Raw genomic sequence first — 26789 nt, forward strand, 5'->3', positions numbered from 1 at the left:
AGTGAATTGCGGTGTCAGTGCCGATGTACGCCGTCAGATATCAACCGGGCGGCCAGCCGAATTGCCTCCCGGCCAGCATATGAAAGTGTAAATGCATCACTTCCTGGCCCGCATCTTTCCCGTTATTGAGCACCACTCGGTACCCCTGAGCTAACCCCAACTGGGCAGCAATCGTTTGCATAGCCAGGAAGCATCGGCCAATCAGATCGGCATCTTCTTCCTGAAGCCCCTCGATGTTGGGAATCTCTTTTTTGGGAATGACGATAATATGAACGGGTGCCTGTGGGTTGATGTCCTTAAAAGCGATACAATCCCCATCCTCGTAGACAATGTCGGCCGGGATCTCCCTGTCGATGATCTTTTTGAAAACCGTTTTCGGAGACATCGTGACACCCTCGTTAACAAAATCTTGCAATCCCGAGTGAATCGAGTCGTTTCCCACGCGTTGGAAAATCCATATGCTCTTCGTCGGTTAACGTGAGCCATCCGCTTTGGAAAGCTGATTGACGAACTGACTGACGCAAATGCCTTCGTCAATCAGGAGCGTCGGCATGCCATCCCAAACGGGATAGGCAATCTCATTGTCTTCGCGAACCAACAACGTTTCCACAGGCTGCTCGAGCTTTCGTGACGCACGATTGACAATTTCCCCGCGCTCGATTGCGGCATTCACCGCATCTACCAAAACTTGCGATGCGACTCGAAGGCTCTGTTTGGTTTCCGGACAGGCCAAAAGACTGACAAATGTTGCGTCCAGCATTGATGCTTCCAACGAAGGCTTCCTAAGAAATTGGCTTTCCATCCCACGTGCATTAAACATTGTACTGAATTTACCCACTTCCAGGAAATCGATCGCGCCCATCACTCATCCGCACGTTTGTAAAAACCGATGAGATACCGCGGCGCGCCGTGTTGCAGGGACAATTCATAAATTGCCCCTACCGTTTGACCAGTAACGGAACCGAGCGCTTTCAGCCAAGTCGATGGACTGGACGATCCAAACGTTGGACTGTGGACCTCGCAACCACGTCCGTCTCAGAAATCCTTCACAGGGGTGCGCTTGTCCTACCCGCCGATGTGAAACGGATGGTCGAACGTTCAGAAGTGGACCTCCCAAACAGGTCCTGCCGGTTGAATCTCGCTCCCACGCAAACCTGTGTTGGATATCCGTGTCTCCATCGCCAAAGGAAAAGTGGGGCGTATCAGAAGATCTCACGGATTGACGTCCGACCGCTTTATGATTTACGATTTTTGTTGGGGATTGGTGCCCGCTCGCCTCCCAGAAGCGGGCAACTCCAGATGCGAGCCCTGGTGCCTCGGTAACCGGGCATCCCTTTGCCGGTTGTTGCAAAATCACGGATTGCCTTAGCAAGTGGGAGGACAACCTCACCGAGCGAACGTGTGTCGTAGCTTTAGCTATCCACGGAGTCAGCCTACCTCCGGCTTTTTGGTCTTTCCGGTCGTGTGTTTGTCAGTTGCCTCCGTTCGTATAAAGGCGGTCGGGAACTTGCCAAAGGTACGATAAGTCATTATTGTGGCGCGTATTCGGCAGTGTGCCTGGATTGAGTTTTCGTTTCACATCTGTGTAGGAGGATCTGCCATGGCGTTTCGCTCAAGTCGTCGGGAATTTTTGCAGACGTCCGCCGTGATCGGTATCGGTTACTGGGTAGCCGGCGGAGTCCGCGCCGAGGAGAGCAAGTCCCCCAATGAAAAAATTCAGTTTGCATGCATTGGCGTGGGCGGAAAAGGTCAGAGCGACTCCGCCGATGCGGGAAACGCCGGAGTGGTCGTGGCAATCTGCGACGTTGACGATAGGACGCTCGACGCCGCCGCCAAACGATTTACAAGCGCGAAAAAGTATAATGACTTCCGCAAGCTCTTCGACGAAATGGCTGACAAGATCGACGCCGTCACTGTCAGCACACCCGACCACACTCACGCCGCGGCTTCTCTGCTGGCGATGCGTTTGGGCAAGCACTGCTTCTGCCAAAAGCCTCTCACGCGCACCATCTATGAAGCCCGACTGATGGGCCAGGTAGCGAGGGAGAAAAAAGTGCAGACCCAGATGGGTAACCAGGGTACAGCCAATCCGGCCCTCCGTCGTGCGGCTGCGCTGCTTAAGAAAAATATTCTCGGCACGGTGAAGGAAGTCCATGTGTGGACAAACCGCCCGATCTGGCCGCAAGGCGGCACCCGCGCACCCGAGCAACCGGTTCCTCCGTACCTTCACTGGGAAGAATGGATCGGCCCGGCCAAGTTCCGTCCCTATGCCCCCGGCTACCACCCGTTCTCCTGGCGCGGCTGGTGGGACTTTGGCACCGGAGCTCTCGGCGATATGGCCTGTCACACTCTTAACATGCCCTACGCAGGGCTGGATTTGCGAGATCCGGTTTCCGTCCAGGCTGAAACGTCCGGCCATAACCGGGATAGTTTCCCCAAATGGTCAATCATCACGTACGAGTTTGCCGCCAACGATTGGCGACCGGGCCTGATCCTCAAGTGGTACGATGGCGGAAAATTACCTCCCAAGGAGCTATTTAAGGAATTTGATGATCCCTCTGCCCCCACGGCTAGCGGCGCACTGATCATCGGTGACAAGGGGAAGATGTACGCTCCAGGCGACTACTGCGACCGCTTTGTGATCGTTCCCAAAGATTTGTCGGTGCCTGAGGTCGAATTCGAACGGTCACCGGGCCACTTTGAGGAGTGGGTCCTGGCAATCAAGACCGGCAAGCCAGCTATGTCCAACTTCCCGAATTATGCTAGCCCACTTACCGAAACGGTTCTTCTCGGCAACCTCGCGGTTTGGGTGGCCAATGAACCCGGAGTTGGCCCCAAGGTGGAGTGGGATGCTGCCAATTTGAAGGCAAAGAATATTTCCGGTCTCGAAGAATTGATCAAGCCGGTGTATCGGCCGGGATATACGCTTGACGCTTGATGGCCTCTGGATGGTTTTCCCGCTTCAGAGGGCCGGGAAAGCAGTGTGCTACCTCCCCGGTAGGGTTTAATTCCCGCGGGTGCAGGAAAAATAATGGGTTAGTCACCGATTACTCGTTGCGGGGACCGTTTTCCTGAACGGTCCCCGCAGTTCTCACGCACGTTTATACCGAGAGGGATACGAGTGAATAATGACCTGCGCGCGTGCTGTGGCAAACAAAAAACCGAGGCTGGCATGGACAAGCGATGAGTTTGGCCGAATTGCTGTGGAGCTTCGTTTTATCGCGAAGATTGTTCGAAGTAATAGAACATCGTTATCGAACACCTGTGAGTTGAGGATGTTAGTATAGTTTACAAATTCAGTAAAAGTATGGACGTTTCTATTGGTAGTTCTTGAATGGTTGGCGCGCGACGGCAACTTCCACAGATCTATTCGCAGCCCGTTGATAGGACGTTTTCGCATCTTTAGAATTCGCATGTTCAGACATCGAGCAGGGTATTTCCGAGTTGGTGCAAAGCGAGGTGAATTCTATGGCCAATGAGTATGATCCTTATCGAGAAGCCTTGGTGGTGGAGAAAATCTTCCTTTGGCCCAAAGAATTCGACCATCAACCGCAGGATATTCGTAACCGCGTGGAGCACGAACTTGACGCTCATCCACAGCGTGCCGAGCAACTTGCCTACGTACGATTGCCAGTGGGATTTCGACGCGAAATTACAATAACGGCAAGTGACATCGAGCGGGTCCTAGGCGCGTCCCATGAGACGAGTGAAGCAGCACGGGCACCAGCTAACTGAAGTTGCTCGATTCCGACTGAAACCAGCCATGACTGCTACCCGCATTGACGTCAATTTGGGTTCCCGATCTTATCCGATCTTCGTTGGCGACCAGATTCTCACCAAAGTCGGTGAGCTGATCACGTCGGCGATGGACGCGACTCATGCCGTTGTCATCACCGACAGCAATGTCGGTCCTCTCTATTTGGAGATCTGCCAGCGTGTCCTCGAAGATCAGGGCATGCGCGTTAACGCCGTCACTGTTCCCGCAGGTGAAACTACGAAAAGTCTTCCCTATGCGGAACAGCTTTGGAACGCGCTGGTCGACTTTCATGCAGATCGGAAAACCGTGGTTGTCGCGCTTGGGGGAGGTGTCGTCGGCGATCTTGCAGGATTCATTGCGGCCACGTTTGCCCGGGGATTGCGGCTGGTTCAGATTCCCACGAGCCTCCTCGCTCAAGTGGACAGCTCAGTGGGTGGCAAAGTGGGCATAAATCTCGAAAAAGCCAAAAACATGGTGGGAGCTTTTCACCAACCTTCTCTCGTGGTGATTGATGTCGGGACGTTGCGGTCCCTTCCCCAGCGGGAGTATATTTCGGGTCTGGCTGAAGTCGTCAAGTATGGCGTGATTCTCGATGCACAGTTCTTCGAGTTTCTAGAACACAACGTGCCAGCGATACTTAACGTCGATCCTGCAATCCTCACATCCATCATTGCGCGGTGCTGCCGCCTGAAGGCCGACGTGGTCGAAGCAGACGAAAGGGAAGAGACCGGTTACCGCGCCATTCTGAATTATGGCCATACTTTCGCCCATGCCTTCGAAACTCTAACCAATTATACTTCGCTCTTGCACGGCGAGGCGGTCGCTATCGGAATGACCTGTGCTGCCAGGTTAGCCGCTTCAAGAAACATGTTCTCGAGCGACGAATGCAAGCGGCAGACGGACCTCCTCAGAGTTCTGGGCTTGCCCACAGAGCCACCTAATCTTTCGCCCCACGATGTCCTTGCCTGTATGCGACACGACAAGAAGGTCCAGCACGGGCAATTGCGTCTTATTTTGCCCAAACGACTGGGGCAGGTCGAATTGGTTGCCGACGTGGATCCTGGTGAAATCACTGCAGTCCTCGCACCTTTGCAAACGAACTAGCCTGCTGCTGTGATGCGACGGCGAACGCGATGAACTTCAAACTGATTGCCTACATCCTGGGAATCATCTCATTGATTGTGGGCGGTTTTATGACCGCCAGTCTACCCTGGTCGCATCCACTTTTCGGGCAGGTTGATGCTTTCGATTGGCGTGGCTTCGCAGGCACACTTGGTGCCGTCCTGGTCAGTATTTTGGTGGGTAGTTTACTTCTGTTCGTCGGCCGGGACGCTCGTCGTGACCGCCTCCTGAGGCGCGAGGCTCTGGCCGCAGTCGCTCTCGCATGGTTGCTTGCAACAATTCTCGGAGCCCTACCCTTTTTGTTTTCAGGCACTGCACGGGCTCGTCAAAATGGCCGCATCGTGCGAATGAGTATCTTCGACGCACTTTTTGAATCTGCGTCGGGGTACAGTGGGACCGGCGCGTCCGTGTTATCGGATCTTGAGGACCCCAATCTTGTTCCGCGATCTGTCCTCTTCTGGCGATCAGAAACGCATTTTCTGGGCGGACTGGGAATTGTCGTGCTCTTCGTCGCCGTGCTCGGAATGGGATCGGCCGGCAAACAATTAATGCGGGCCGAGGTGGCCGCCCCTTCGCAAACATCCACCCACGAGCAAACCCGAAGGGCAGCCATTGCTTTCGGTAGCGTGTTTGTCACTCTTAATGCCATTTTGACGGGGCTACTTCTTCTCCAGGGGCTATCAGTGTTCGATGCACTATGCCACGCTTTCGGAACAGTCGCTACCGGTGGCTTCAGCACCTATAACGACAGCATCGCACACTTCAAAAGCCCCGCTATCGAGCTGACCATTACCATTTTCATGTTTCTCGGCTGTACCAATTTTGCCCTCCTCTATTTTGCCGCCAAGGGAAACCTGCATCGCCTCCTCTATGACGTTGAATTCCGCGTCTATGCAGCGATTATCCTGATAGCAACCCTCTTGACGGCAGCCTGCCTTTTCTTTGAATATCCTGAGTACAAATACAATCCGCTGATGGCCCTACGATATTCGTTATTTCAATGCGTGTCCATGCAGACGAACACAGGATTTGCTACCACTGATTTCGATAAATGGCCACCCTTTGCAAAAGGTGTTTTATTAGTCCTCATGTATATCGGCGGGTGTGCGGGAAGCACAAGCTGCAGTGTCAAAGTGATTCGCTATATCTTTCTTTTTAAAATACTCGCGCTCGAACTGGAGCAAATTTACCGTCCCAATGTCGTGCGTGTCGTTCGCATTGGACAACATCCTGTTACCGACACCGACCTGCTCAAGAGCATTCTCGTATACTTTGCAATGATCCTTCTTGTCTCCGTTGTCAGTTGGCTCGCTTTACTCGCATTCGAACCGCTCTCCACTTGGAACGAAATCTCCGGAAACAAATTGATCGATTGTCTTTCTGCGGTAGCGGCAACGCTCAACGGCGTGGGACCTGGTCTGGGGCTCGTCGGCCCGGCGGCGAATTACGGCGCCCTCCATGCGCCGGCCAAGTGTGTTCTGACCACTCTGATGCTGCTCGGCCGACTGGAGCTCTTTCCACTCCTGGTAATCTTAAATCCGAGATTCTGGCGAGGTCGCTAACCCGTTTCCGGACTGCCGACGCTTTTCGGCTCACGCTTGCTTTAAATCTGGGAATAGCTGCCCTTAAAACCTATTTGCCCTAGCTGTTGCTCCGGTCTCACAAGATAAACCGGCTGAGATCTTCGTCCTTAACAATATCGCTTAACTTACTGCGGACATAGTCGCTGGTGATCACAAATTCACCGCGAACATTATCCGGAGCATTAAAACTGACTTCCTCCAGCAGTTTTTCCATCACTGTATACAGGCGACGTGCTCCAATATTTTGTGTGGTCTGGTTAACGCGATAGGCAAACTCTGCGATCAGGCCAATGGCATCCTGCTCAAAGATCAGCTCTACGTTTTCAGTCTTGAGCAGCGCTTGATACTGCTTGACCAAGGCATTCTCTGGTTCCGTGAGAATTCGAACGAAGTCCTCCTTGGTCAGGTCTGTCAGCTCGACGCGAATTGGAAAACGGCCCTGAAGCTCTGGCATAAGGTCACTGGGCTTCGAGCGATGGAACGCCCCGGCAGCAATAAACAAGATATGGTCCGTACGGACGTACCCGTAACGGGTCTTGACAGTCGTTCCCTCTACGATTGGCAGAAGATCCCGCTGTACGCCTTCCCGCGAGACGTCGGGGCCATGGACCGTTCCCGTGGACGCGATCTTATCAATCTCATCAATAAAAATAATTCCGGAGTTTTCCGTTAATTCAATGGCTTTTGCTTCAATTTCGTCTTTGTCGACGAGCGACTCGACTTCTTCATCAACGAATAGACGGCGCGCCTCGGCAACCGTCATTTCGCGGCGCCGCGCGCGCTTACTGGCAAAAAACCTTTCTGCCCAAGACTGGAAATCAAGATCGATTTGCTCCAGCCCCGTCCCACTTACAAAAAATGGAAGTTCTTTTTTTTCCACAGTCACTTCGACATCCCGATCGTCAAGCACACCCGACCGAAGCAATTGCCGCACACGTGCGCGGACCCTGTCCTTCCGACTTTGCTCTTCCGAATCTGAGCTTGATGCTGACTCCCAGTTACCTGACTTGAGCAGAAGATCAACGAGGCGGTTCTCGGCCCGTTTTTCCGCTTCCTCTTTCACTTTTTCTCGATATTCTGAATATACGATCGAGACCGCATTATCGACCAAATCGCGGACCATGCTCTCCACATCACGGCCCACATATCCCACTTCTGTGTACTTAGTGGCTTCCACTTTGACAAAGGGTGCCCCAGTCAATCGGGCAAGTCGGCGGGCGATTTCCGTCTTCCCCACGCCCGTGGGACCGATCATAAGGATGTTTTTCGGACCAATCTCCGCGCGGATTTCCGGCGGGAGTTGCTGGCGACGCCAGCGATTCCGGAGTGCCACGGCAACTGCCCGCTTGGCAGACTCCTGTCCCACAATGTACTTATCGAGTTCTGCCACGATTTGGCTGGGTGTTAACTGCTGCACGCGATCTCCTCCACCACAATATTCTCGTTGGTATACACATCCAGTTCGGCGGCAACGCGCAGGGCTTCGCGAACAATTTCAACTGCCGACAAATTGGTATGCCGAAGCAGCGCCCGGGCTGCCGCAACGGCATAAGGTCCGCCTGAGCCAATCCCCAAAATCCCATCTGAGGGCTGCAAGACGTCACCTCTCCCCGAGAGCAGCAACGTGTGCTCAGCATCAACGGCAATGAGCATCGCCTCCAGGCGGCGGAGTGCCCGGTCAGTCCTCCACTCTTTAGCCAGCTCTGTAGCTGCCCGAGGTAAATTACGGGGAAACTCTTTTAACTTGGCTTCAAAACGCTCGAACAAAGCGATGGCATCGGCAGTACTCCCCGCAAAACCCGTTAGCACTTTTCCATCCGCCAAACGCCTCAATTTCACTGCATCAGACTTCAGCACGGTAGAGCCAAGACTGACTTGTCCATCCGCCCCGATGGCTACCGAGCCACCTCGGCGCACCGTAACTACTGTCGTGCCTCGCATTTGCATGGGACCTGCTTCCCGTTCCACAAGAAAACAAGCCGGCACTGCCGGCGTGACGTCTGTCGTCCGATAACAGACCAAGCGATGAAACTTAAATTAGTACCAAGGCACCCTGTCGGTCAAGCGGTCACAGTTCGGGCTCCAGGTATCAATCGATATCAAAGCGCGTTACCCGACCTTTCTTGGTGACCTTATGACCGTGGGGATTAGTACAAATCGGGTGTCTATGGTATAATTTGGACCGTGAATTGTGCGTTGAAGAAGGAGGTGCATGATGCATGCTAACATCAGTCACGTTGTTCTAGCCCAGGTTCCGATCTGGTATCTTTGGATTGCACTGGGTGCCATCGGATTACTTTTCCTTCTCTTTCTAGTGATCGTTGTGCTCATGTACGGGGCGCTGTGGTTTCAGGCATACATGTCCAGCGCCGGGGTGAGTATCTGGAGCCTGATCGGCATGAGCTTCCGTCAGGTCAACGCCCGGCTGATCGTCCAGGCCAAAATCATGGCCGTTCAGGCGGGACTGACTGACGAGCGCTACGGCATAACGACACGGCGCCTCGAAGCACACTATTTGGCGGGTGGCAATGTCATGAAAGTCATCCACGCTCTTATTGCGGCCAACCGCGCGCAGATGCCGCTGACGTTCGACCAGGCAGCCGCCATCGACCTGGCCGGCCGGGACGTGCTGGATGCTGTTCGCACAAGCATTTACCCCAAAGTCATCGATTGTCCGGACCCCCGGAGTGGGCGGACCATGCTGAGCGCCATCGCCAAAAACGGGGTTGAATTGAAAGTTAGGGCCAGGGTAACCGTCCGAACCAAGATGGAAACCCTCATCGGTGGAGCCACCGAAGAAACCGTTATCGCTCGCGTCGGTGAAGGCATCATTACCGCGATCGGCTCGTCAGAGACGCACCTCGAAGTGCTAGAACATCCGGACCGTATTTCTAAGGCCGTTCTGGAGCGCGGACTGGATCAACAGACCGCTTTTCAGATCGTCTCCATCGACATTGCGGATATTGTCGTCGGCCAGAATATTGGGGCGAGACTCCAATACGACCAGGCAGAGGCCGATACCCGGGTGGCGCGTGCGAAGGCAGAGGAACGCCGAGCACTCGCCATGGCCCGCAGCCAGGAAATGAAAGCTCAGGTTGCATACAACCGTGCCCAGGTCATCCTCGCTGAGGCACAAGTCCCGCTGGCAATGGCCCGTGCCATCCGCGAGGGCCGTTTCGAAGTCCTTGCGTCGCGGCCGTGAGAAAATTGTGCACGGTGCAGTTCAATTGGCGCTCTCAGCCGCACTGCGATCGGCCTTATTATAAAGCTTTCTTTCTCATCAAACGAAGGCGAAGTAAAAAACGGGGCACTAGCCTCCAGCCAGTGCCCCGAGGTGTCTCGATCCTCGGTTAGCGCAGTGAGCTGTTAGCCCTCAATCTCCACCCAGCGTCCTTCGCGAGCACTCTGGAGAATCGCGTCACACACCCGTTGCGTCCGGAGCCCAGATCGCATATCGGGCTGGAACTTGGGGCCACCTTCCAGGGAAGCCAAAAAGTCTGCAAACGTGTTGATGAAGGTGTGCTCGTAGCCGATCGTGCAGCCCGGCACCCACCAGTGTTTCATGTAAGGATGCTCGCTGGCTGTCACATGAATCTTCTGCCAGCCGGTGAGATGGTCTTCAATCTTCTTGCCGGTTTGTGGATCAGCATAACGGAAGAACTGCAAGAGGTGCGGATCCTCCAGATCAAAAAATACTGAGCCCAGCTCACCGTTGAGCTCGAATGTGTTGTAGTTCTTTCGGCCACGGGCATAACGGGTGCTCTCGAAAGTTCCCAGCGAGCCATTTTCAAAGACGGCCAGGAACATGCAGGCATCGTCGATCTCTACTTTTTCTACCCGTCCCGTTTCTGCGTGGACGCGCTCTTTCACAAACGTTTCCGTGTACGCGACCACTTTCTTGATCCGACCATTGAGCCACTCGGCCGTATCGATCGAATGTGCGAGAAGATCGCCGGTCACGCCCGATCCTGCCACACGAGCATCCAGTCTCCATAGAGCCAGCCCGCCTTGAGGCACCTTCTGAGAAATCGTGTAATCCTGATTGTAGGTCGCCCTATAATGGAATGGCCGCCCGATCCGCCCTTCGTCGATAATCTGCTTGGCGAGTGCGATCGCGGGGACACGCCGATAATTGAAACAGACCATATTGGGCACACCGGCCTTTTCCACGGCGGCCACCATCTCCTCAGCCTCACGAGCATTCATCGCCAGGGGTTTCTCGCAAACTACGATCTTGCCGGCTTCAGCCGCAGCAATCACACAGTCGTGGTGCATGTTATTGGGCACACACACATCGATCAGATCGACATCGTCCCGCTCGATCAGTTTCCGCCAGTCCGTCTCGATCGACTCGTACCCCCATCGTTTCGCAAACGCCTCTAACTTGTCCTTATCTTCCGGCCGGGCATAGACGGCCTTCAGGACCGGCTTGTGCTCCCGATCAAAAAAGTGAGGGACCTGCAACCAGGCGTTGGAATGTGCCTTTCCCATAAACCCGCAACCCAGCATGCCGATCCTCAGTTCCTTTGCCATAGTTTCTCCTCCTTTTGGCAAATGCTCAGTAAAGCTGACACGTTCTTCGGTTTTTCGCCGTTACCGCTGCAAATCCATTCTGGTGGACAAGCTCACTCTTCTTCGTACCAGCCGTGAAGATCTCGCACTTGAATCATCACCCGCAAAATATCGTTCCACGTTTGCGGATTCATCATGACGGCATTGGGAAACATGCAGCCATCCCAGCAAATATGCCGCATTCTCTTGGTGAGCTGTCCGTTTTCGTCGCGCAACCAATATCCGGCCGCTTTCGGGATATCCAGCTTTCCGTTGGGATCAGTCGCCAGACAGTGCCGCCCCGTTTTGTCGTGAGAGCCAGACCCATGAACGGTGGCATCATTCTGTGCAATATGGAGATCTATCGTCCATGGACGCAAAGCATCTGTAAGTTGTTTATAGGCGGCGTAAAACCGATCCTTGTCCTTCCAGTCAAAGTCCTCGGGGAGCAACGCATCCTCCGGAGCGTTGTAGCCGAGAAGATACAGCAGCGTGTGCGCCATGTCAGCCTGGAATCCCAGCACATCCGGGCGATCTACCATTTCCAGAAGCTGGATCATTCGCCGCCAACTGTGCATGCCGCCCCAACAGATTTCCCCTTCGGCCGCCAGCTTCTCCCCGTGATCCGCCGCAATGTCGCAGGCTTGGCGGAATGTCTCGGCTATCCGACGCTGATTCCCTTCCGGATCTCTCAGCCACTCGGTGACGCTGCATGCGGAATCAATGCGCACTACTCCATACGGGCGCACACCAATTTCCCGCAGCACCATCGCTACCCGACAGCCCTTGCGGACCTGCTCCAAAAACTTCTTCCGCTCGGTCTCGTCTCCCATCGCGGAACCGCCTCCCGTGGGAGGCCATATCGGGGCGACTACCGTCCCAATTTTCAAATTCCGTCGGGCAGCTTTCTCTGCAAGCTCCTTGATGGCGTCATCGCTCTTAACCGTGGAATCAATATCAATATGGGGGAGGTACAGGAAAAGATCGAAACCGTCAAATTTGATTCCGTCCACTTCAGCCGCCGCAGTCAAGTCGAGCATAGTATCAAGGTCGATCGGCGGCTCCCCACCATCGCCCTTTCCAACGACTCCCGGCCAGGCCGCATTGTGAAGCTTAGGAAAATTATGACGCTGTCCCGAAGCCATGATCCCTCCTTTGTACAGGAAAAGTAACAACCGGACGCCATACAGCATGGCCAGTCACCGCACAAGATGAACAGGCCACCAGCACGCCGCTAAACGGCGTGATTGATTCTAAAAATCCCCTGCCAAAACCGCAAGCCACCAGCACACGGATTTTCAGCGTTCCAGCTTATCAGATCTCTTGGCTTGAGCCAGGCAAAGCTGGAGCATAGCGTCCTTCTTTGTCCGCCCGTATAGGCGGCTCGGATTCGAACGTCAACTTGTCGATATCCGAGACGTACTGGAAATTGGAGTTCCAGGCCTGCTCCCAGGTCACATACTGACCGGTATGCGCGGCCATGCGTCCCATGAGCGTCGCCAAATTGGCCTCGGCTGCCCGTCTCGCCTCGTTATGGGGTTGATCCTGCCTGATGGCATCGAGCAGCACCTGCCATTCGGCATGGTATGGGTTTATGTCAGGCTCAGGATACCGCCATATCTCTTCGCTGGCCACCATTTTTTGGCTCTTATAAAGCTTGGGTTTAGGGTCTGATAAATCTGTCATAATCACTGCAGATCCCTTTGTGCCGTGCGCATAGTCCGAGTAAGTGGACCAGCAATTCGGCATGTGACGAGAAAACGCAAAAAGTTTCGTGCCGTCGGCAAACGTGTACTCCACCGTGTAATGATCAAAAAGATTGCCAGCGTCTGGATAGCACCGCCCCCCCATGGCCTGCGCCTCTACAGGCCATGCTCCCTTGACCCAACACGCGACATCCACATTGTGGCAGTGCCAATCTACAAAGAATCCGCCACTAACCCAGTTGAAACACACTGCATGCCGAATTTGAAACTCGATCTCGTTGGCACCGGGCGGAAGTCGTGGCGTGAACACCGGACCGTGCACACGATAAATCCGCAATGTGTGAATCTCCCCGATAACACCGTCGTGAATTCGCTTAATGACCTCCTGCCGGGCTTTGGAATGCCGCCACATAAAGCCAACGCCAACCTTGAGGTTTTTCTTCTCGGATTCTTCCGCAGCTTTCATAAGCCGGCGAGTGGCTGGAGCGTCCACGCCAAACGACTTTTCCATGAAGACATTGACCCCTTTTTGCACCGCGTATTCAAAGTGAACCGGCCGAAAGGCCGCGTGTGTCGTGAGAATTACAACATCACCTGGCCCAAGGCAATCAATAGCATGCCGATACGCGTCGAATCCAAGAAACCGGCGCTCCGGAGGAACATCCACCTTATCCGGGAATTTACTTTGGAGGTTTTGGAGACTTCCTTCCAAACGATCTGCGAACAGATCCGCCATCGCCACCAGTTTTACCGGGCCTCCTGTCGTCGAGAAAGCATCGGCCACCGCTCCGGTCCCACGACCGCCGCAACCTACCAGGGCCAGTTGAATCGTGTTGTCCTCACCCACATGGTGCCCATAGATAAGGCCCCCTTTTACCAGTGAAACTGCCGACAGCAGTGCGCCGGTTTGGGCGAGAAACTCTCGGCGAGACTTTGTCATCTTCCCATGGCGAGCAGCAGACATGATTCCCTCCCTTCCTGAAGGTGGACCAACCAGCTTTTCCAGCATCCCACACTTTAACGCCGCCGCCAATTTACCACGCATCCCTAGTACTCACAAGCGCCGGGGAAATAACCGGCGGCGCGCCGAAACAGGAGCGATACATCCGTTAAGCTCTATTCGTCAATCCCCTCCTACCTAACCCGCATCCCGCCCACTGCAACGTACCGGCCGTACTGCACCGGTTTCCTTTTTTCCGACGCTCAGATTGTCTGTGACGGCGGAGTCTATCAGAATGGACGAGATCAATCACAGCACTTCGGATTGAACTGCAAGTGCACCCTCGCGAAGAACCTCTGAATAACCCTCGGGCATCAGGGGCCCTGCGCGGTCAAACTTGATAGCAAAAGTTCACCCGGTTTCGTAAGGAGCCGCTTCGATCCCATGATGTACGGTGCACCTCTCCTTCTACTACTCTGCTGCGGCGTGGACGTTGGGTGGCAACCCTCCGGGGACGGAGGCATCGAGTACATTATTCAAATATCACCCGAAGAACTGCAGAACCTTCGCCCCGGCGATATCCTTGCTGCCAGCGACGTGCCACCGAATTTGCCTCCCATTACGACCTACCGGGTCGTTGTAGGCAGCGGCCCTCTCCCCCGCAAACTTCCCGAAGCAGCATTTTCAAACTCCCAGGAACTACCCTCGGCGGCCCACGCGGGTCGGCCGCCAAGTGCAAGCCCTGGTCTGAGAGCCACCCCGCCGGGCTCACCCCCAGGGCCGATTGCCACCGCACAATCTGCTGTGGCTCTCATCCCGACCGAGAATGAAAGTCCGAACAGCGGAAATAGACAAGTAGATGAGAGCTCTCATCCGAGTAGCGGGCCCGCTAAAAGCCAGGCGATAGATGGGTCTGGTCCCTCCCCGCCGGACGAACCCGGGGAACAGTCCACTCAATCCATCTCACCGCAAGAAAACGGGGCTGACACGGCGGCAAGTCAAAGGGCGAGGGCAACTTTTTCTGCCCCGATCGACGCCCGCTGGCCGTTTCTTCTCGTTGCCGCAACGGCAATAACGACTGCCGGAATGTGCTTCGCTTCCTGGATCGCCTGGGACTACCGGAAAAAATATCTTTCTTTACTCCAACAATGTCACCCCGAACAGGCAGACGTCCCTGGCGAGTTGGCTTCAACCTCGAAGTTGCCTGAGAACCTGAAATCGCATCCCTCAGCCCAAACCGAGTAAGACCCGCGGCCGACCATCAACCGGCAAGTCCTCCACCAGGCAACAAAGTGTTGCGGGAGGGCCCGGCCTCCTGAAGCGCCCGGAGGATGTCTCCCTGCGTGTACCAGCCGGTGAAGATGATCGGTTCGTTCGGCCGATCAGCCGGAAAAATCGCGATTACTGGCACCTGCTGAAAGCCCAGCCACTTGAGGAACTGAGTCACCTCCGGAGCTTCGTGAGTCCAATCCGCCTTGAGCAAGACCACCCGGTTCTCGCGGAGAGCCTCGCGGACCGGTCGGGAATTAAGGACCGTCGCTTCCAGCGTTTTACAGGTTAAACACCAGTCCGCGGTGCAATCAACGAGCACCGTGAATCCACCGCTTTTTCCCGGGCTGTTACCTTCCACTTGATTGGCCATTAACGAACTCTGCAATTGGGGCCCCGATTCCCGCAGCGCAAGCTCTTGGACTCTCTCTCGAAAACGCTCCTCCATAACTCGGAGCAACCCACCAATTCTCTGCTCTTGGACCGGAATTCCAGGAAATAGCAGCAACCAAGCCAAAACAACAAACCCTACCGCGCCCACCCAGGCCCGGACTTTTCGCAGAGTGATACCCGTCATGGCTGCCCGTTCAACCCACCAACACGCGGCCCAAATCGCAAACAGAAGGCCCACAGTGGGCACGATATAAGGCCAGTCCAAAAAGGTCAGGATGAACAAAACGGTTCCCAAGAGCACAAACCCCATGACGCGCTCGAAGACTTCCATCCACGGACCGGGCTTCGGCAGAAAGCGGATGAGCTCTGGAAACAAGCCCACCACCAGATAGGGACTCGCCATGCCAAGGCCCACGCTCATGAAGACGAGAAAGACGGTCAGCGGTGGTTGGGTGAAGGCCCACGCCAGCGCCGACCCCATAAAGGGCCCCGTACATGGCGTTGCCAAAAAAGTCGTGAACACACCCTTGAAAAATGCCCCCAACACCCCCTCTTTTTCGGCAAGCTCCGCTGCTCGCCCCGAGCCAACGAAGCCAGGAATCGGAATCGTCCAAATCCCCAGAAAAGCGAGCGCCATGGCAAAGACCACTGCCGCCATGACGACGTTGAAGCCCGCCAACCGGAACAGATGGCCCCATCCAAACTGAAGAGTAATCGCCAGGGCTGCCAAGAGGGCGAACACGCTCAATAAACCGATGCTGTACCAAACATTGAGCCAAAATGCCTTCCAGCGACTTTCCCCGGCCTGCTGCATGAAGGCAAACAGCTTGAGGCCGATAACAGGCAGCACGCACGGCATGACGTTGAGCAAGATTCCCCCCACAAAACCGGCTGCCATCTGCAAAACCAGGTACCAGATGGAGGACGATTGGTTAAAAAGTGTGATCCTGAGCTGATCGGGATTGAACTCGGGCCCAACGAACTGCTTGAATCGCTCAAGAGAAAACGGCTGCCATGGCAACAATTGCTCTCCTCTCGGAGTTCCCATCTCCTTTTGGCCCTGCGACTCAGTCGCCTCTTTTGCCGGCCCACGACCGCCTGGCGTGCCTTTCTCTGTGCCGCCTAGGGTTGCCGCCTGAAGTCTTTTTGCCAGCTCTTTGAGAATACGTTCCTCGATCGGCGGACTCTCCGTGTACTTCGCCGAGAATCGTTGGCTCCGCGGCGGCAGACACGAGTTGGCGTCGCACGGCTGTGCGAGAAAACTCCCTTCGACAACGAGATTTTTTAAATCTCCCGGCGCATGACTGACCTCCAGCTCCCCGGCCCAATGAACAGATCCCTCGTGGCTTTCCACCAGGATATCGGGGAAAGCCGCTTCCCGATGAGTCTCGGGATCTGGAAACACCACCATACGACCTGCCAGTTTTATCCCCTCTGGTCCCAACACCGAGATTTTTGTCGGAACTGGCCCCCCCGGACCCTGCGTCAGAGAGTAGATGTGCCATCCTGGCTCAACCGAAGCCTTGACCACAAGCACTGGCTTGTCCACTCCAGGCAGCCGGGTAACGTAAGCCTCCACTTTTACCTTTTGGCTAGCGCCACTCCCCGCGTAAAGACCGCCAGAGAATCCGTCTTCAGCACCTGCGGGCACGAATCCCGACCCCAGCATCATGGGGAGGACAACAAGAAGAACGCCCCAACCCCGCCATTTCAACCGTTGCCATCGGTGGCCCACGTTAACCATCTTTTTCCCATAAACACGCCCCTCCTTCTGCCGAAATAACCCGTTCCGTCGGATACTTTTCGAATCATGAAATCCCGTTGAAAGGCTGTCGCGGCGCTGGAGGCTCATTTTCCCGTGTTCTAAATGCCTGATTTCGCAAAAAGCGCGGTCCGTGCACCAAATCATTGAATTCCCTCGAACACAAATCATCCGAAGTGACTTTTCGGTCATCCGAGTACAGTGTATTTTACCGCTGTCACAGTTGTCACATAGCTCTCGTCGGTGACCTGATAGCGTTAGACGCGCGAGCATCGGGCTTGGTTACCCTCGCTCTTTCTTCCCACATAACCCAACTTCGCCTGCTAATCCAGTTTTCCAACCGCTGCCTGATCCTACTCCCTCGGCCGATTTTCCCGCCCCGATAGTGTGCTTGATGGTTGACGCGTTCCACCCATGGCTCTAGGATACAGAAGCGACCTGAGAGTAGTGTGTCAGCGGGTCTGGTAACCGCGTAAGGAGAATTCATGTGAAGCTCGTTTTAGCAGTTCTCCAGCCTCCGAAGCTCGAGTCGGTTCGGGGAGCACTCGAGAGAATCGAAGTGACGCGCCTGACCGTGTGTGATGCGCAGGGGTATGGTCGCCAGCGAGGACACACGGATACTTACCGGGGCCATGAATACAAAGCGAAACTGTTGCGAAAAATTGCCCTCGAGATAGTGGTGAATGACGATTTTCTCGAACGAACCGTCAATACAATTGCGCAGGTCGCGCGAACTGGCCAGGAAGGCGCTATCGGGGATGGAAAAATTTTTGTTCTGCCCGTAGAAGAGGCGATTCAAATTGAAGACGGACTCCGCGGGCCGGGTGCCGTGTGACATCCTCCTGACAGGGCAAACTCTTTGTTGCCAAACCCAACGTAAGACGGAAAATGCCAGGCTAGTGGGCAAGCGTCGACAATAGGCGGCGGTGCCGACTGTGGCTATTATCCAATTCGGAGGCACTGTCTCTGGTAAGTTAGCGGACTTTTCGAACGGTCCGGCCTATGGACGAACGGAACACCCCCGAGCCGGGAAAGCTACTTGATCTGTCCAGCGAGCCTAGCACTGGCCAGAGGATCAACCACTCTCCCGGTCGCTCTTTTCTCGGCATCCATTTTCGCTGCTGCGGGATTTACGCCCGTATTTACCTCAACCGTCACGGCACCGCGTATGAAGGGCGGTGTCCCCGTTGTCTGCGTCCGGTTAGGATCGAAATCTCCCCAGACGGCGTAGATTCCCGATTTTTTACGGCTTTTTGATCCGCGGGCGTCATTAAGTTGTAGCGGCCCCTGTTACTGGAGCTCGTCTGCCTGGTCAGGCCCCTCTCAACCTGCCGTACCCACGTGGAAGCGATTCCATGATCGGCAAGTACCCTTTGTCCCGTCGCGCCCAGTGGGGTGCTCTCAGACTGGACGGATGAATGGCGGTGATCCTCCTATGAGCGGGAACCACATCGCGGTCGCGGATCCGCCCCAACCCCCTGTTGTGGGAGTCAAACGTGGCCAATAGAATTGGGAGTTTGCGGAGTGGGCGACGAAAAATGCCAGGCTAGCGTCAAAAGCGTATTGCCAGAGGACAGAGCCTCTTTAAAGTGGATCGCCCGCCGCAAAGGTTCGACGGAAGGGACGGGTCATATCCCATCTGCAGTGCGCGATCTCGAAGCTGCGTGTGTCTCTGGGAGCGGACAGCGTTTCCTATTTGAGCCATCAGTGATTCTGTTAGGCAACCACCAGTGAGGGACAGTCGGCATGGCCAAAAAGAACCTCGTCGTGGCCCAAAGCGGCGGACCAACACCGGTCATCAATAACAGTCTGCGTGGAATCATCGAGGCCGCCCGCGATCTCGACGCTATCGGAACAGTTTACGGGGCGCGGCATGGTATTGAAGGCGTGCTCAAAGAAGAGCTCATCAATTTGTCCTCCCAACCTGCGGAAGAAATCGCTCTTCTACGCTATACCCCCGTGGCCGGGTCGATCGGCACCTGCCGATACAAATTGAAACCCGAACAAACCGAAGATTTCCAACGGGTGATCGACGTTTTTCGAGCTCACAACGTTGGGTACTTTCTGTACATCGGCGGTAACGACTCGATGGATACCGCCCAGAAAATTGCCGATTTGGCTCAATCGAAAGGGCTGGATTTAGTCGCAGTGGGCGTTCCGAAAACCATCGACAATGACGTGGGCGACAGCGAGTTCCAACTTGTCGACCACACCCCAGGATACGGGTCCACAGCAAAGTATTGGACCCACATGGTCCAGTATGCCAACGAAGAAAACGCAGGCTCTTGTCCAGCCGACCCGGTCCTCGTCATGCAGGCGATGGGGCGAAAAATTGGCTTCATCCCTGCAGCCGCGCGGTTGGCAGACCCTCACCGGGAAATGCCCCTTCTGATTTATCTCGCAGAATGTTCGTGCCCCCTCGAAAAAATCGCAGATGAAGTCAACGATATGCTCAAAAAACGGGGCCGATGCATGATCGTTATTAGCGAGGGGTTCGAGGTGGGTAACCTCGGTGAGATAAAGGACGCCTTCGGCCACACCTCGTACAGTTCCAGCAAGTTGACGGTCTGCCAAATCCTAGTCAACTATTTGAACGAAAAAGGTCTCCCCACCAAAGGGGCCGCCCGTGGCAACGTGCCGGGCACCGACCAGCGGCATTCGATGGCCTACGCTTCCACCGTGGACTTGGAAGAAGCGTACAAAGTCGGCCAACAAGCAGCACTCTTGGCAGCGCGGGGAGAATCCGGGTTCATGGCTACCATCCTTCGAAATCCAGGTCCCATTTACACAGTCCGCTACGACAAAGTTCCGCTGAAGGTGGTGGCCAACAGCGAGCGCAAATTCCCCAAACAATGGATCGCCCCCGGCGGAAATGATGTCACCGATGACTTTATTCGTTATGCCCGACCACTTATTGGCGACGATATGCTCACTCTCCCCATGATCGATGGCAGGCAGCGACTCACGCGTCTGCAACCTATTTTCGCTGAGAAGAAATTGCCGTCTTACATCCCTCAGGCCGACCGGACGCGAAAAAGTTGAGGCTCTTGCAGAGTAAAGGACAAAGTCAGACCAAGGGTCATCATCTTTGAGCAGCAGGGAGTGACATGACTTCCTTCACACGACAGAAAGATTTTCTCGTTGGTATCGATTCAGATGGGTGCGCATTCGACACGATGGAATTGAAACACAAGGAGTGTTTCATTCCAAACATCATTTACTATTACAATCTTCAGGGCGTAAGCAAGTACGCCCGCGAAGTTGCTGAATTCGTCAATCTGTATTCAAAAAGTCGAGGAATAAATCGTTTCCCAGCACTCATAGAGACGCTGGAACGCCTCCGGCGCAGACCAGAAGTGAAAGCACGTCGGGTTCAGATTCGAGTGCCGGAATCGCTGAAGAGCTGGATAAAAAACGAGAAAAAACTCGGCAACCCGGCACTCGAGGAAGCCGTCAATTCCACTGGCGATGCGGACCTAAAACACGCTCTCGAATGGTCACGAGCTGTAAATCGAACCGTTGAGTGGATGGTCAAGGGCGTACCGCCGTTCCCTTATGTTCGAGAAAGTCTCGAACGACTGTGCGAGGTCGCTGATATCATCGTGGTGTCCGCTACTCCCGAAGAAGCCCTCAGACGAGAGTGGGCGGAGCACGGATTAGACCAATACGTCCGGGCCATTCTTGGTCAGGAAAGCGGAACCAAGAAAGACTTTCTCGCACTCGGAAGTCAGTATCCACCAGGACATACTCTCATGGTGGGAGACGCTCCTGGGGACCAGAAAGCAGCAGAGGCCAACTCAGCCCTCTTTTTCCCAATCAACCCCGGCCAGGAAGAGCAGAGCTGGGAAGAATTCTTCAAACGAGGAATTGAGCATTTCATAAACGGATCCTTCAGCGGCGAGTATCAATCTCAACTGATCGCGGAATTCGATCGCGCTTTGCCGGCGGATCCCCCTTGGGTTGAAGAACCGGATGCCTGAGACGTGAAACGAGAGAGCATTCAGCTTCCTACGGCTTTATCCTGGTAATTACACCACAAAAGGTTGTCAGTAATCAGCAAATAAGGGACAATTGATTCTTGTTGGTCTTTAGCACGATCCGTCACAATCAGCACGAGGACGCGAAGATGAGCGATTTATGTGACATCGCGGTAATTGGGCTGGAAGTCATGGGCCGGAATTTGGCCCTCAATATCGAAAGTCGCGGCTATAAAGTGGCGGTGTACAACCGCACGACTGAAAAGATGGAAAAATTTATTGAGGGCCCCGCGAAGGGCAAACGCATTGTGGGTTGTCGGACACTCGAAGAACTAGTCAAATCTCTGGCCCGGCCCCGCAAGGTCATGATGATGGTCAAAGCCGGCCCCGCCGTCGATGATCTGATTGAGCACCTCATTCCTCTTCTGGAACCCGGCGATATCCTCATTGATGGCGGAAACACTCATTTCGCCGACACCGAGCGCCGCACCCAGTATGTCGAATCCAAAGGCCTTCTCTACATTGGAACTGGCGTCTCGGGTGGCGAAGAAGGTGCCCTCAAAGGGCCCAGCCTCATGCCGGGCGGAAGCGAGAAAGCCTGGCCTTTCGTCAAGCCAATCTTTCAGGCAATAGCCGCCAAAGTCGGCCCAAACAAAGATATTCCGTGCTGCGATTGGGTCGGGCCCCGCGGCGCTGGCCACTATGTCAAAATGGTCCATAATGGCATCGAATACGGCGACATGCAATTGATCGCCGAAGCCTATTGGCTCCTCAAACACGCCCTTGGAGCCTCCAACGATGAATTGTACGACATTTTCGATCAATGGAATCAGGGAGAACTTAACTCGTATCTTATCGAAATTACTCGCGATATTTTTAGCGTTATTGACAAAGAGACTGGTCAATATCTCGTAGACCTGATTCTCGATAAAGCGGGAGCCAAGGGTACCGGTAAATGGATGAGTCAGGACGCCCTTGACCTCGGTATTCCCAGCACTTTGGTCACAGAAGCGGTCCATGCGCGAAATCTTTCCGCACTGAAGGCCGAACGTGTTCGCGCTGCCGAAATCTTACACGGCCCAAGGGGTGGGCGGTACGACGGCGATAGAAAGGCCTTTATCGAAGAGATCCGGCAGGCGCTCTACGCCTCCAAAATTGTCAGCTATGCGCAGGGATTTGTTCAACTCCGCGAGGCAGCCAAGGAATACAATTGGCCACTGAACTTCGGCAGTATTGCCATGTTGTGGCGAGGCGGTTGCATTATCCGGGCCGTATTCCTCGAACGCATCAAAGAAGCCTTTGACGAGAATCCACAACTGGAAAACCTCCTTCTGGCACCCTATTTCCGTCAAGCGGTCGAGAAAGCCCAACCGGCGTGGCGGCACGTCGTAACAGTCGCCGTGCAATTAGGGATCCCGATTCCAGCCTTTGCAGCCGCCCTCACCTATTACGATGGCTATCGGTCGGCCGTTGTGCCTGCCAATCTGATCCAGGCTCAAAGAGACTATTTTGGCGCGCATACCTACGAGCGTATTGATAAGCCCGGTCAGGGCCCCTTCCATACCGACTGGCTCTCTGAACGGAAAACACCCAAGGAAACCGCGATGTAGTCTCCGCTCACATGTTCACACTATTGAACATAAAAAAGCAGGAGTAATCCAATGACCACTGCCGAATATCTGGAAGACCTCTTTGGACTTCACGGCCAAGTTGCCGTCGTCATCGGCGGCGCCGGCGAGCTGGGTGGAGCCCTCTGCGAGGGCATCATGCGTGCAGGCGCGCATGTCGTCGTGGCTGATCTGTCTGAGGAGGCTTGTCAGAAACGCGTTGAAAAGCTCAAACAATTCGGAGAGCGTGTCAGCTACTGTTTGGTCGATGTAACCAATCGGCGTTCGATTGAAGCGCTCTTGGACTTCGCGTTAAAAATCAAGGGACGCGTGGAAATCCTGGTAAATTGCGCTGGCATCAATGCTGGAAGTTCATTTCTGGATGCCAGCCCCGAAATGTGGGACAAAATCATGGCCGTTAATTTGAAAGGTGTGTTCGAAGCCTGCCAGGTTTTTATTCGACACATGCTCTCGGCGGGTGGCGGTTCGATTTTGAACATCGGGTCGGTTACATCGTTCCTCCCTTTGTCCAAAGTTTTCGCCTACGCAGCGTCTAAAGCTGGCGTAGTCAATCTGACTAAGAACATAGCCAACGAATTCGGTGATAAGGGAATCCGTGTCAACGCCATTTGTCCCGGATTCTTTCCCGCCGAGCAAAACCGCAAACTTCTCGACGAAGAGCGCGTGCGAAATATCATTAGCGGTACGCCGATGCATCGCTTCGGTGAGCCGCATGAACTTATCGGAGCTGCCCTGCTTCTACTTTCGCCTAAGGCGGGAAGTTACATTACTGGCGCCGCATTCTACGTGGATGGCGGGTTCACCGCTGCATGGTTCTAAATCGCCTCATGAACCCTTGCCGCCGAGAATACCACTAAGCCAGCCTCGAGACATATTATCGTTGCTTCCAAACAGCGCAGGCAAAATCTGTGCTGTTGTTTTATTTGATGACGGCTGACCGAATAACTTTCTTCCTCCAAACCGGCGACTTGCGATACTAAGCCGGACGGCTCAGGCTGAAGATTGGCAACAGCAGTGACAACCCGATCGTGCCCACCACCACCCCCATCACAATAATCATAGCGGGTTCGATCAAACTGGTTACGGTTTTAATCGTTGTTTCCAGTTCCCGTTCATAGAATTCTGCCGTTCTTTCCAGTACGGCATCGAGATTCCCTGTTTCTTCTCCTGCTGCGACCATTTGAACAAGTGACCGAGGAAATATCGCATGCTGTTTCATGCAATCGCAAATTCGTCTTCCCTCGATCAGTCCATCTTTGATACTCAGCCAGGCCTTTCGCACTACAGCGTTCTCCGCAATTTCGGCAGCCAGCTCGAGCGCTTCAAGGACGGATATTCCCGAACCTAAGAGCGTGCCCAACGTCCGTACACTTCGCGACAGTGCAACCTTTCTTGCCACATTCCCCAGTAAAGGAACCCGTAATTTGAACGCGTCTAACCATTCGCGACCTCTCTTTGTTTTTCGAAAAACGTAACCCGCCGTTGCCAAACTCCCGGCAACGCATATGAGAACCGGACCATATTTCACCGCAAAACCTGAAAGCGCCAGCATCGCAACGGTGATACTGGGAAGCTTCGCATGACGCGATTCAAAGACGGGAACAAATTTGGGAAGGACAAATGTCAGCAGGAATGTTGTCACCGCAATCGACATAACCAGCATAATGGCCGGATAAATCATTGCTGATCGGATTTTGCTTCGCGTCTCGTATTCCGCCTGCATATAGCCAGCAGCCCGGCGTAACATACTCCCCAGCGCTCCGGTTTTCTCGCCAGCTTTCGCAAGCGCGACAAACGTCGCGTTGAACACCCGAGGGAACTGCGCAATACTGCCCGAAAAATCCTGCCCTGCCTCGACGCACTCTTTGACCTTTCGTAACACGGCGCGCATTGCCGGGTTTCTTTCCTCCTCAATCGCAGCGGCTAACGCGGGCGCTAGCGTCACGCCGGATTCCACTAGGATGGCCAACTGCTCGGTTGTGGAAATGAGGTCACGAGGCCGCACCCTAATCAGCGGCGAAACGTCGTCTTCGTCATCATCTTCCACCGGTCCAACTTGCCCGATTGGCGTGCTGCTTTCTTTCAGGCGTTGGACAACGTTTTTTATGGCATTCGCCTGACTGGGGCTTTTCGAGGTCGTTTGCGATGCAATGATTGAATTAGGCTGCAGTCTCATATATCGTGACTTTCGCCAAATTATCTTCTAAAAAGCACCACCCACTTGCATAACAACCGCCCGCACAGTCCTCGCCTATTCCCTTTAGTCTTCAGTTGTTATTCCATATTTACTTAGTCGATGGCCCTATGGAGTGATTTGTCATTTCTACCCACCGGCTCCTGCCTCAGCCAGCTCGACGATATCTCCCACAGCGTGCAACACCTCTTCGATAGTGGTGAGCCCCTCCTGCACTTTCCGAAATCCGTCCTGGCGGATGTTTACCATCCCATTTGCCTCTGCCGCCTTGCGAATCTGATGGGCGCTCGCACCCGCGACAATCATGTCGCGAATATCGTCTGTGATGATCAATAGTTCATGTATTCCGATTCTCCCTTTGTAACCCGTGTTACGACAATTCTTACAACCAACTCCTTTATAAAACACCTCGCACTGGCATCCCATTCGCTCAAGGGCACGCCTCAACGGCCTTGGTGGCTCATAGGGGTGGCGACACTTCGTGCAAATACGCCGTAATAGCCGTTGAGCCAATACAGCATTGAGGGCTGCCGAAATCAGATAACTCTCAATTCCCATATTGGCAAGACGCGTGATGGCAGACGCTGCATCATTGGTGTGAAGCGTACTGAACACAAGATGGCCGGTCAACGCCGCTTGGATTGCCGTTCGGGCGGTCTCTTCATCACGGATCTCCCCTACCATGATCACGTCCGGATCTTGCCGGAGCAGCGTCCGCAGTGCCTTGGAAAATGTGAGCCCAATTTTTTCCTGAACTTGAAATTGATTCACTAACGGGAGATGATATTCTATAGGGTCCTCAACGGTGCAAATATTGTTTTCCATCGACGAAATAGCGTTCAAGCAGGCATACAGTGTGGTGGATTTGCCGCTTCCTGTGGGGCCGGTCGCAAGAATAATCCCGTTGGGAGCGCGTATCGCGACTTTCAACTGATTGAGAATGTCTTCCGAGAATCCCAGATCCTCCAGATTTAGGGAAACACCTCGAGTATCCAGAATTCGTATGACTGTCTTCTCACCTCTCTGTCCCGGAAATGTATTCACCCGCAGGTCGATCTTCCGGCCTTCTAACATTACGTTGACGCGGCCATCCTGAGGAAGGCGCCGTTCGCTGATGTCCATGCCTGCCATGATCTTAATACGGCTGCTAATGGGGGCAGCCAAATGCGCGGGAAGTTCCAGAGCTTTTTGCAAGCGTCCATCAACCCGATAGCGCACTCTTACACAGCGTTCAGCAGGCTCAATATGAATATCGCTTGCGCCTTCCTTTACTGCATTAAATATGATATAGTTCACAAGCCGGATCACTGGCGACTGACCAGCAATCTCGGCAAGATTTCCGATATCTTCTATTGCCTCCTCAATGAGAGTGACGTCCGCGGATTCCGCATCATCGATGATATCGTCAATAACCAGAACGCTTGCGTTGGGAAGCGAAGCTATCATCCGTCGGATGTCGCGCTGAGTCGCTACGACCGGATTCACCCGAAGTCCGGTCAAATACTCAATTTCCTGTAGCAGGAAAAGGTTTGACGGCTCGTGAACCGCTACTGTCAACTCGTCCCTGATGCGAAAAAGAGGCAATATGCAATTGTTCTCGATGTAATCGCGCGGGAATAGATCAACAACCTTTGGGTCGAAATACCGAAGCTCCAGCCGAACAAACGGCAGGCCATGTTCCTCCGCCAGGCATTCTGCGATTTGTTCCTCGGTGCAATAACCAAGACTCAAAAGGATTTCGCCCAGAAGCCGTGATCGCCCCGTGAGACGCTGCTGCTCGAGCGCCTCTTCCAACTGAGCCGGCTGGAGATATCCTTTTTCGATCAGAATGTCCCCGAGCCGTTTATGTCGCCTTTTGCCGACGATATCTGTCATATCCCGTCGCTGTCTCTGCTCTCCATCTCCAT

21 protein-coding genes are annotated in these 26789 nt (G+C 54.2%); 11 read left to right on the forward strand and 10 right to left on the reverse strand.

Annotated elements, in window-relative coordinates:
• Positions 1 to 40 precede the first annotated feature (40 nt).
• Together ABJK56_RS13630 and ABJK56_RS13635 are read right to left on the reverse strand one after the other, a co-directional pair.
• Positions 41 to 385 (reverse strand): histidine triad nucleotide-binding protein, encoded by a 345-nt coding sequence (locus tag ABJK56_RS13630; protein WP_347245215.1) that lies wholly within the window; start codon positions 383 to 385, stop codon positions 41 to 43.
• Between the two features lie 87 nt (positions 386 to 472).
• Positions 473 to 760 carry a hypothetical protein gene (locus tag ABJK56_RS13635; protein WP_347245216.1) on the reverse strand — a complete coding sequence of 96 codons (288 nt, stop codon included), beginning with the start codon at positions 758 to 760 and terminating at the stop codon, positions 473 to 475.
• Between the two features lie 840 nt (positions 761 to 1600).
• Between ABJK56_RS13635 and ABJK56_RS13640 the strand changes: the two genes are divergently transcribed.
• From ABJK56_RS13640 to ABJK56_RS13655, 4 genes are all read left to right on the forward strand, one after another.
• Positions 1601 to 2938 carry a Gfo/Idh/MocA family oxidoreductase gene (locus ABJK56_RS13640; protein WP_347245217.1) on the forward strand — a complete coding sequence of 446 codons (1338 nt, stop codon included), beginning with the start codon at positions 1601 to 1603 and terminating at the stop codon, positions 2936 to 2938.
• Positions 2939 to 3468: 530 nt separating this feature from the next.
• Positions 3469 to 3735, forward strand: a complete 267-nt coding sequence (locus ABJK56_RS13645) for a hypothetical protein (RefSeq protein WP_347245218.1) — start codon at positions 3469 to 3471, stop codon at positions 3733 to 3735.
• Complete coding sequence (aroB, locus tag ABJK56_RS13650) at positions 3698 to 4861, forward strand: 3-dehydroquinate synthase (RefSeq protein ID WP_347245219.1); 1164 nt, start codon at positions 3698 to 3700, stop codon at positions 4859 to 4861. The genes ABJK56_RS13645 and aroB overlap by 38 nt, the downstream gene beginning before the upstream one ends.
• Positions 4862 to 4890: 29 nt before the next feature.
• Positions 4891 to 6441, forward strand: a complete 1551-nt coding sequence (locus tag ABJK56_RS13655; protein ID WP_347245220.1) for a TrkH family potassium uptake protein — start codon at positions 4891 to 4893, stop codon at positions 6439 to 6441.
• Between the two features lie 97 nt (positions 6442 to 6538).
• Here the strand turns inward: ABJK56_RS13655 and hslU are convergent, their stop codons facing one another.
• Positions 6539 to 7879 carry an ATP-dependent protease ATPase subunit HslU gene (gene hslU / locus ABJK56_RS13660; protein ID WP_347245221.1) on the reverse strand — a complete coding sequence of 447 codons (1341 nt, stop codon included), beginning with the start codon at positions 7877 to 7879 and terminating at the stop codon, positions 6539 to 6541.
• A complete protein-coding gene (gene hslV / locus ABJK56_RS13665; protein ID WP_347245222.1) occupies positions 7867 to 8409 on the reverse strand; it encodes an ATP-dependent protease subunit HslV in 543 nt (180 codons plus the stop codon). The genes hslU and hslV overlap by 13 nt, the downstream gene beginning before the upstream one ends.
• 265 nt (positions 8410 to 8674) lie before the next feature.
• Here hslV and floA point away from each other — a divergent pair, with 265 nt between their 5' ends.
• Positions 8675 to 9664, forward strand: coding sequence for a flotillin-like protein FloA (gene floA, locus ABJK56_RS13670; RefSeq protein ID WP_347245223.1), 990 nt, complete (start codon positions 8675 to 8677; stop codon positions 9662 to 9664).
• A gap of 164 nt (positions 9665 to 9828) precedes the next feature.
• Here floA and ABJK56_RS13675 read toward each other — a convergent pair whose 3' ends face one another.
• The 3 genes from ABJK56_RS13675 to ABJK56_RS13685 form a co-directional block, all read right to left on the reverse strand.
• Positions 9829 to 10995, reverse strand: coding sequence for a Gfo/Idh/MocA family oxidoreductase (locus ABJK56_RS13675; protein WP_347245224.1), 1167 nt, complete (start codon positions 10993 to 10995; stop codon positions 9829 to 9831).
• A gap of 92 nt (positions 10996 to 11087) precedes the next feature.
• Positions 11088 to 12158, reverse strand: a complete 1071-nt coding sequence (locus ABJK56_RS13680; RefSeq protein ID WP_347245225.1) for a TIM barrel protein — start codon at positions 12156 to 12158, stop codon at positions 11088 to 11090.
• A 169-nt stretch (positions 12159 to 12327) separates the two neighbouring features.
• Entirely contained in the window at positions 12328 to 13683 is a 1356-nt protein-coding gene (locus tag ABJK56_RS13685) for a Gfo/Idh/MocA family oxidoreductase (RefSeq protein ID WP_347245226.1), read from the reverse strand.
• A gap of 420 nt (positions 13684 to 14103) precedes the next feature.
• Here ABJK56_RS13685 and ABJK56_RS13690 point away from each other — a divergent pair, with 420 nt between their 5' ends.
• Entirely contained in the window at positions 14104 to 14904 is an 801-nt protein-coding gene (locus ABJK56_RS13690; RefSeq protein WP_347245227.1) for a hypothetical protein, read from the forward strand.
• Positions 14905 to 14920: 16 nt separating this feature from the next.
• Here the strand turns inward: ABJK56_RS13690 and ABJK56_RS13695 are convergent, their stop codons facing one another.
• Complete coding sequence (locus tag ABJK56_RS13695; RefSeq protein WP_347245228.1) at positions 14921 to 17065, reverse strand: thioredoxin family protein; 2145 nt, start codon at positions 17063 to 17065, stop codon at positions 14921 to 14923.
• Positions 17066 to 17570: 505 nt separating this feature from the next.
• Between ABJK56_RS13695 and ABJK56_RS13700 the strand changes: the two genes are divergently transcribed.
• From ABJK56_RS13700 to ABJK56_RS13720, 5 genes are all read left to right on the forward strand, one after another.
• On the forward strand, positions 17571 to 17918 hold the full coding sequence (locus ABJK56_RS13700; RefSeq protein WP_347245229.1) for a P-II family nitrogen regulator: 348 nt from the start codon (positions 17571 to 17573) through the stop codon (positions 17916 to 17918).
• 911 nt (positions 17919 to 18829) lie between these two features.
• Positions 18830 to 20125 carry a diphosphate--fructose-6-phosphate 1-phosphotransferase gene (locus tag ABJK56_RS13705; protein WP_347245230.1) on the forward strand — a complete coding sequence of 432 codons (1296 nt, stop codon included), beginning with the start codon at positions 18830 to 18832 and terminating at the stop codon, positions 20123 to 20125.
• Between the two features lie 65 nt (positions 20126 to 20190).
• Positions 20191 to 21063 carry an HAD family hydrolase gene (locus ABJK56_RS13710; RefSeq protein WP_347245231.1) on the forward strand — a complete coding sequence of 291 codons (873 nt, stop codon included), beginning with the start codon at positions 20191 to 20193 and terminating at the stop codon, positions 21061 to 21063.
• A gap of 146 nt (positions 21064 to 21209) precedes the next feature.
• Positions 21210 to 22670 (forward strand): decarboxylating NADP(+)-dependent phosphogluconate dehydrogenase, encoded by a 1461-nt coding sequence (gene gnd / locus ABJK56_RS13715; protein ID WP_347245232.1) that lies wholly within the window; start codon positions 21210 to 21212, stop codon positions 22668 to 22670.
• Positions 22671 to 22721: 51 nt separating this feature from the next.
• A complete protein-coding gene (locus tag ABJK56_RS13720) occupies positions 22722 to 23507 on the forward strand; it encodes an SDR family oxidoreductase (protein WP_347245233.1) in 786 nt (261 codons plus the stop codon).
• Between the two features lie 157 nt (positions 23508 to 23664).
• On the opposite strand, the gene ABJK56_RS13725 is transcribed toward ABJK56_RS13720, so the two are convergent.
• Positions 23665 to 24864 carry a type II secretion system F family protein gene (locus tag ABJK56_RS13725; protein WP_347245234.1) on the reverse strand — a complete coding sequence of 400 codons (1200 nt, stop codon included), beginning with the start codon at positions 24862 to 24864 and terminating at the stop codon, positions 23665 to 23667.
• 147 nt (positions 24865 to 25011) lie between these two features.
• Positions 25012 to 26757 (reverse strand): ATPase, T2SS/T4P/T4SS family, encoded by a 1746-nt coding sequence (locus ABJK56_RS13730; protein WP_347245235.1) that lies wholly within the window; start codon positions 26755 to 26757, stop codon positions 25012 to 25014.
• Positions 26758 to 26789 lie beyond the last annotated feature (32 nt).

Source organism: Thermogutta sp. (assembly GCF_039793925.1).
Taxonomy (GTDB): Bacteria; Planctomycetota; Planctomycetia; order Pirellulales; family Thermoguttaceae; genus Thermogutta.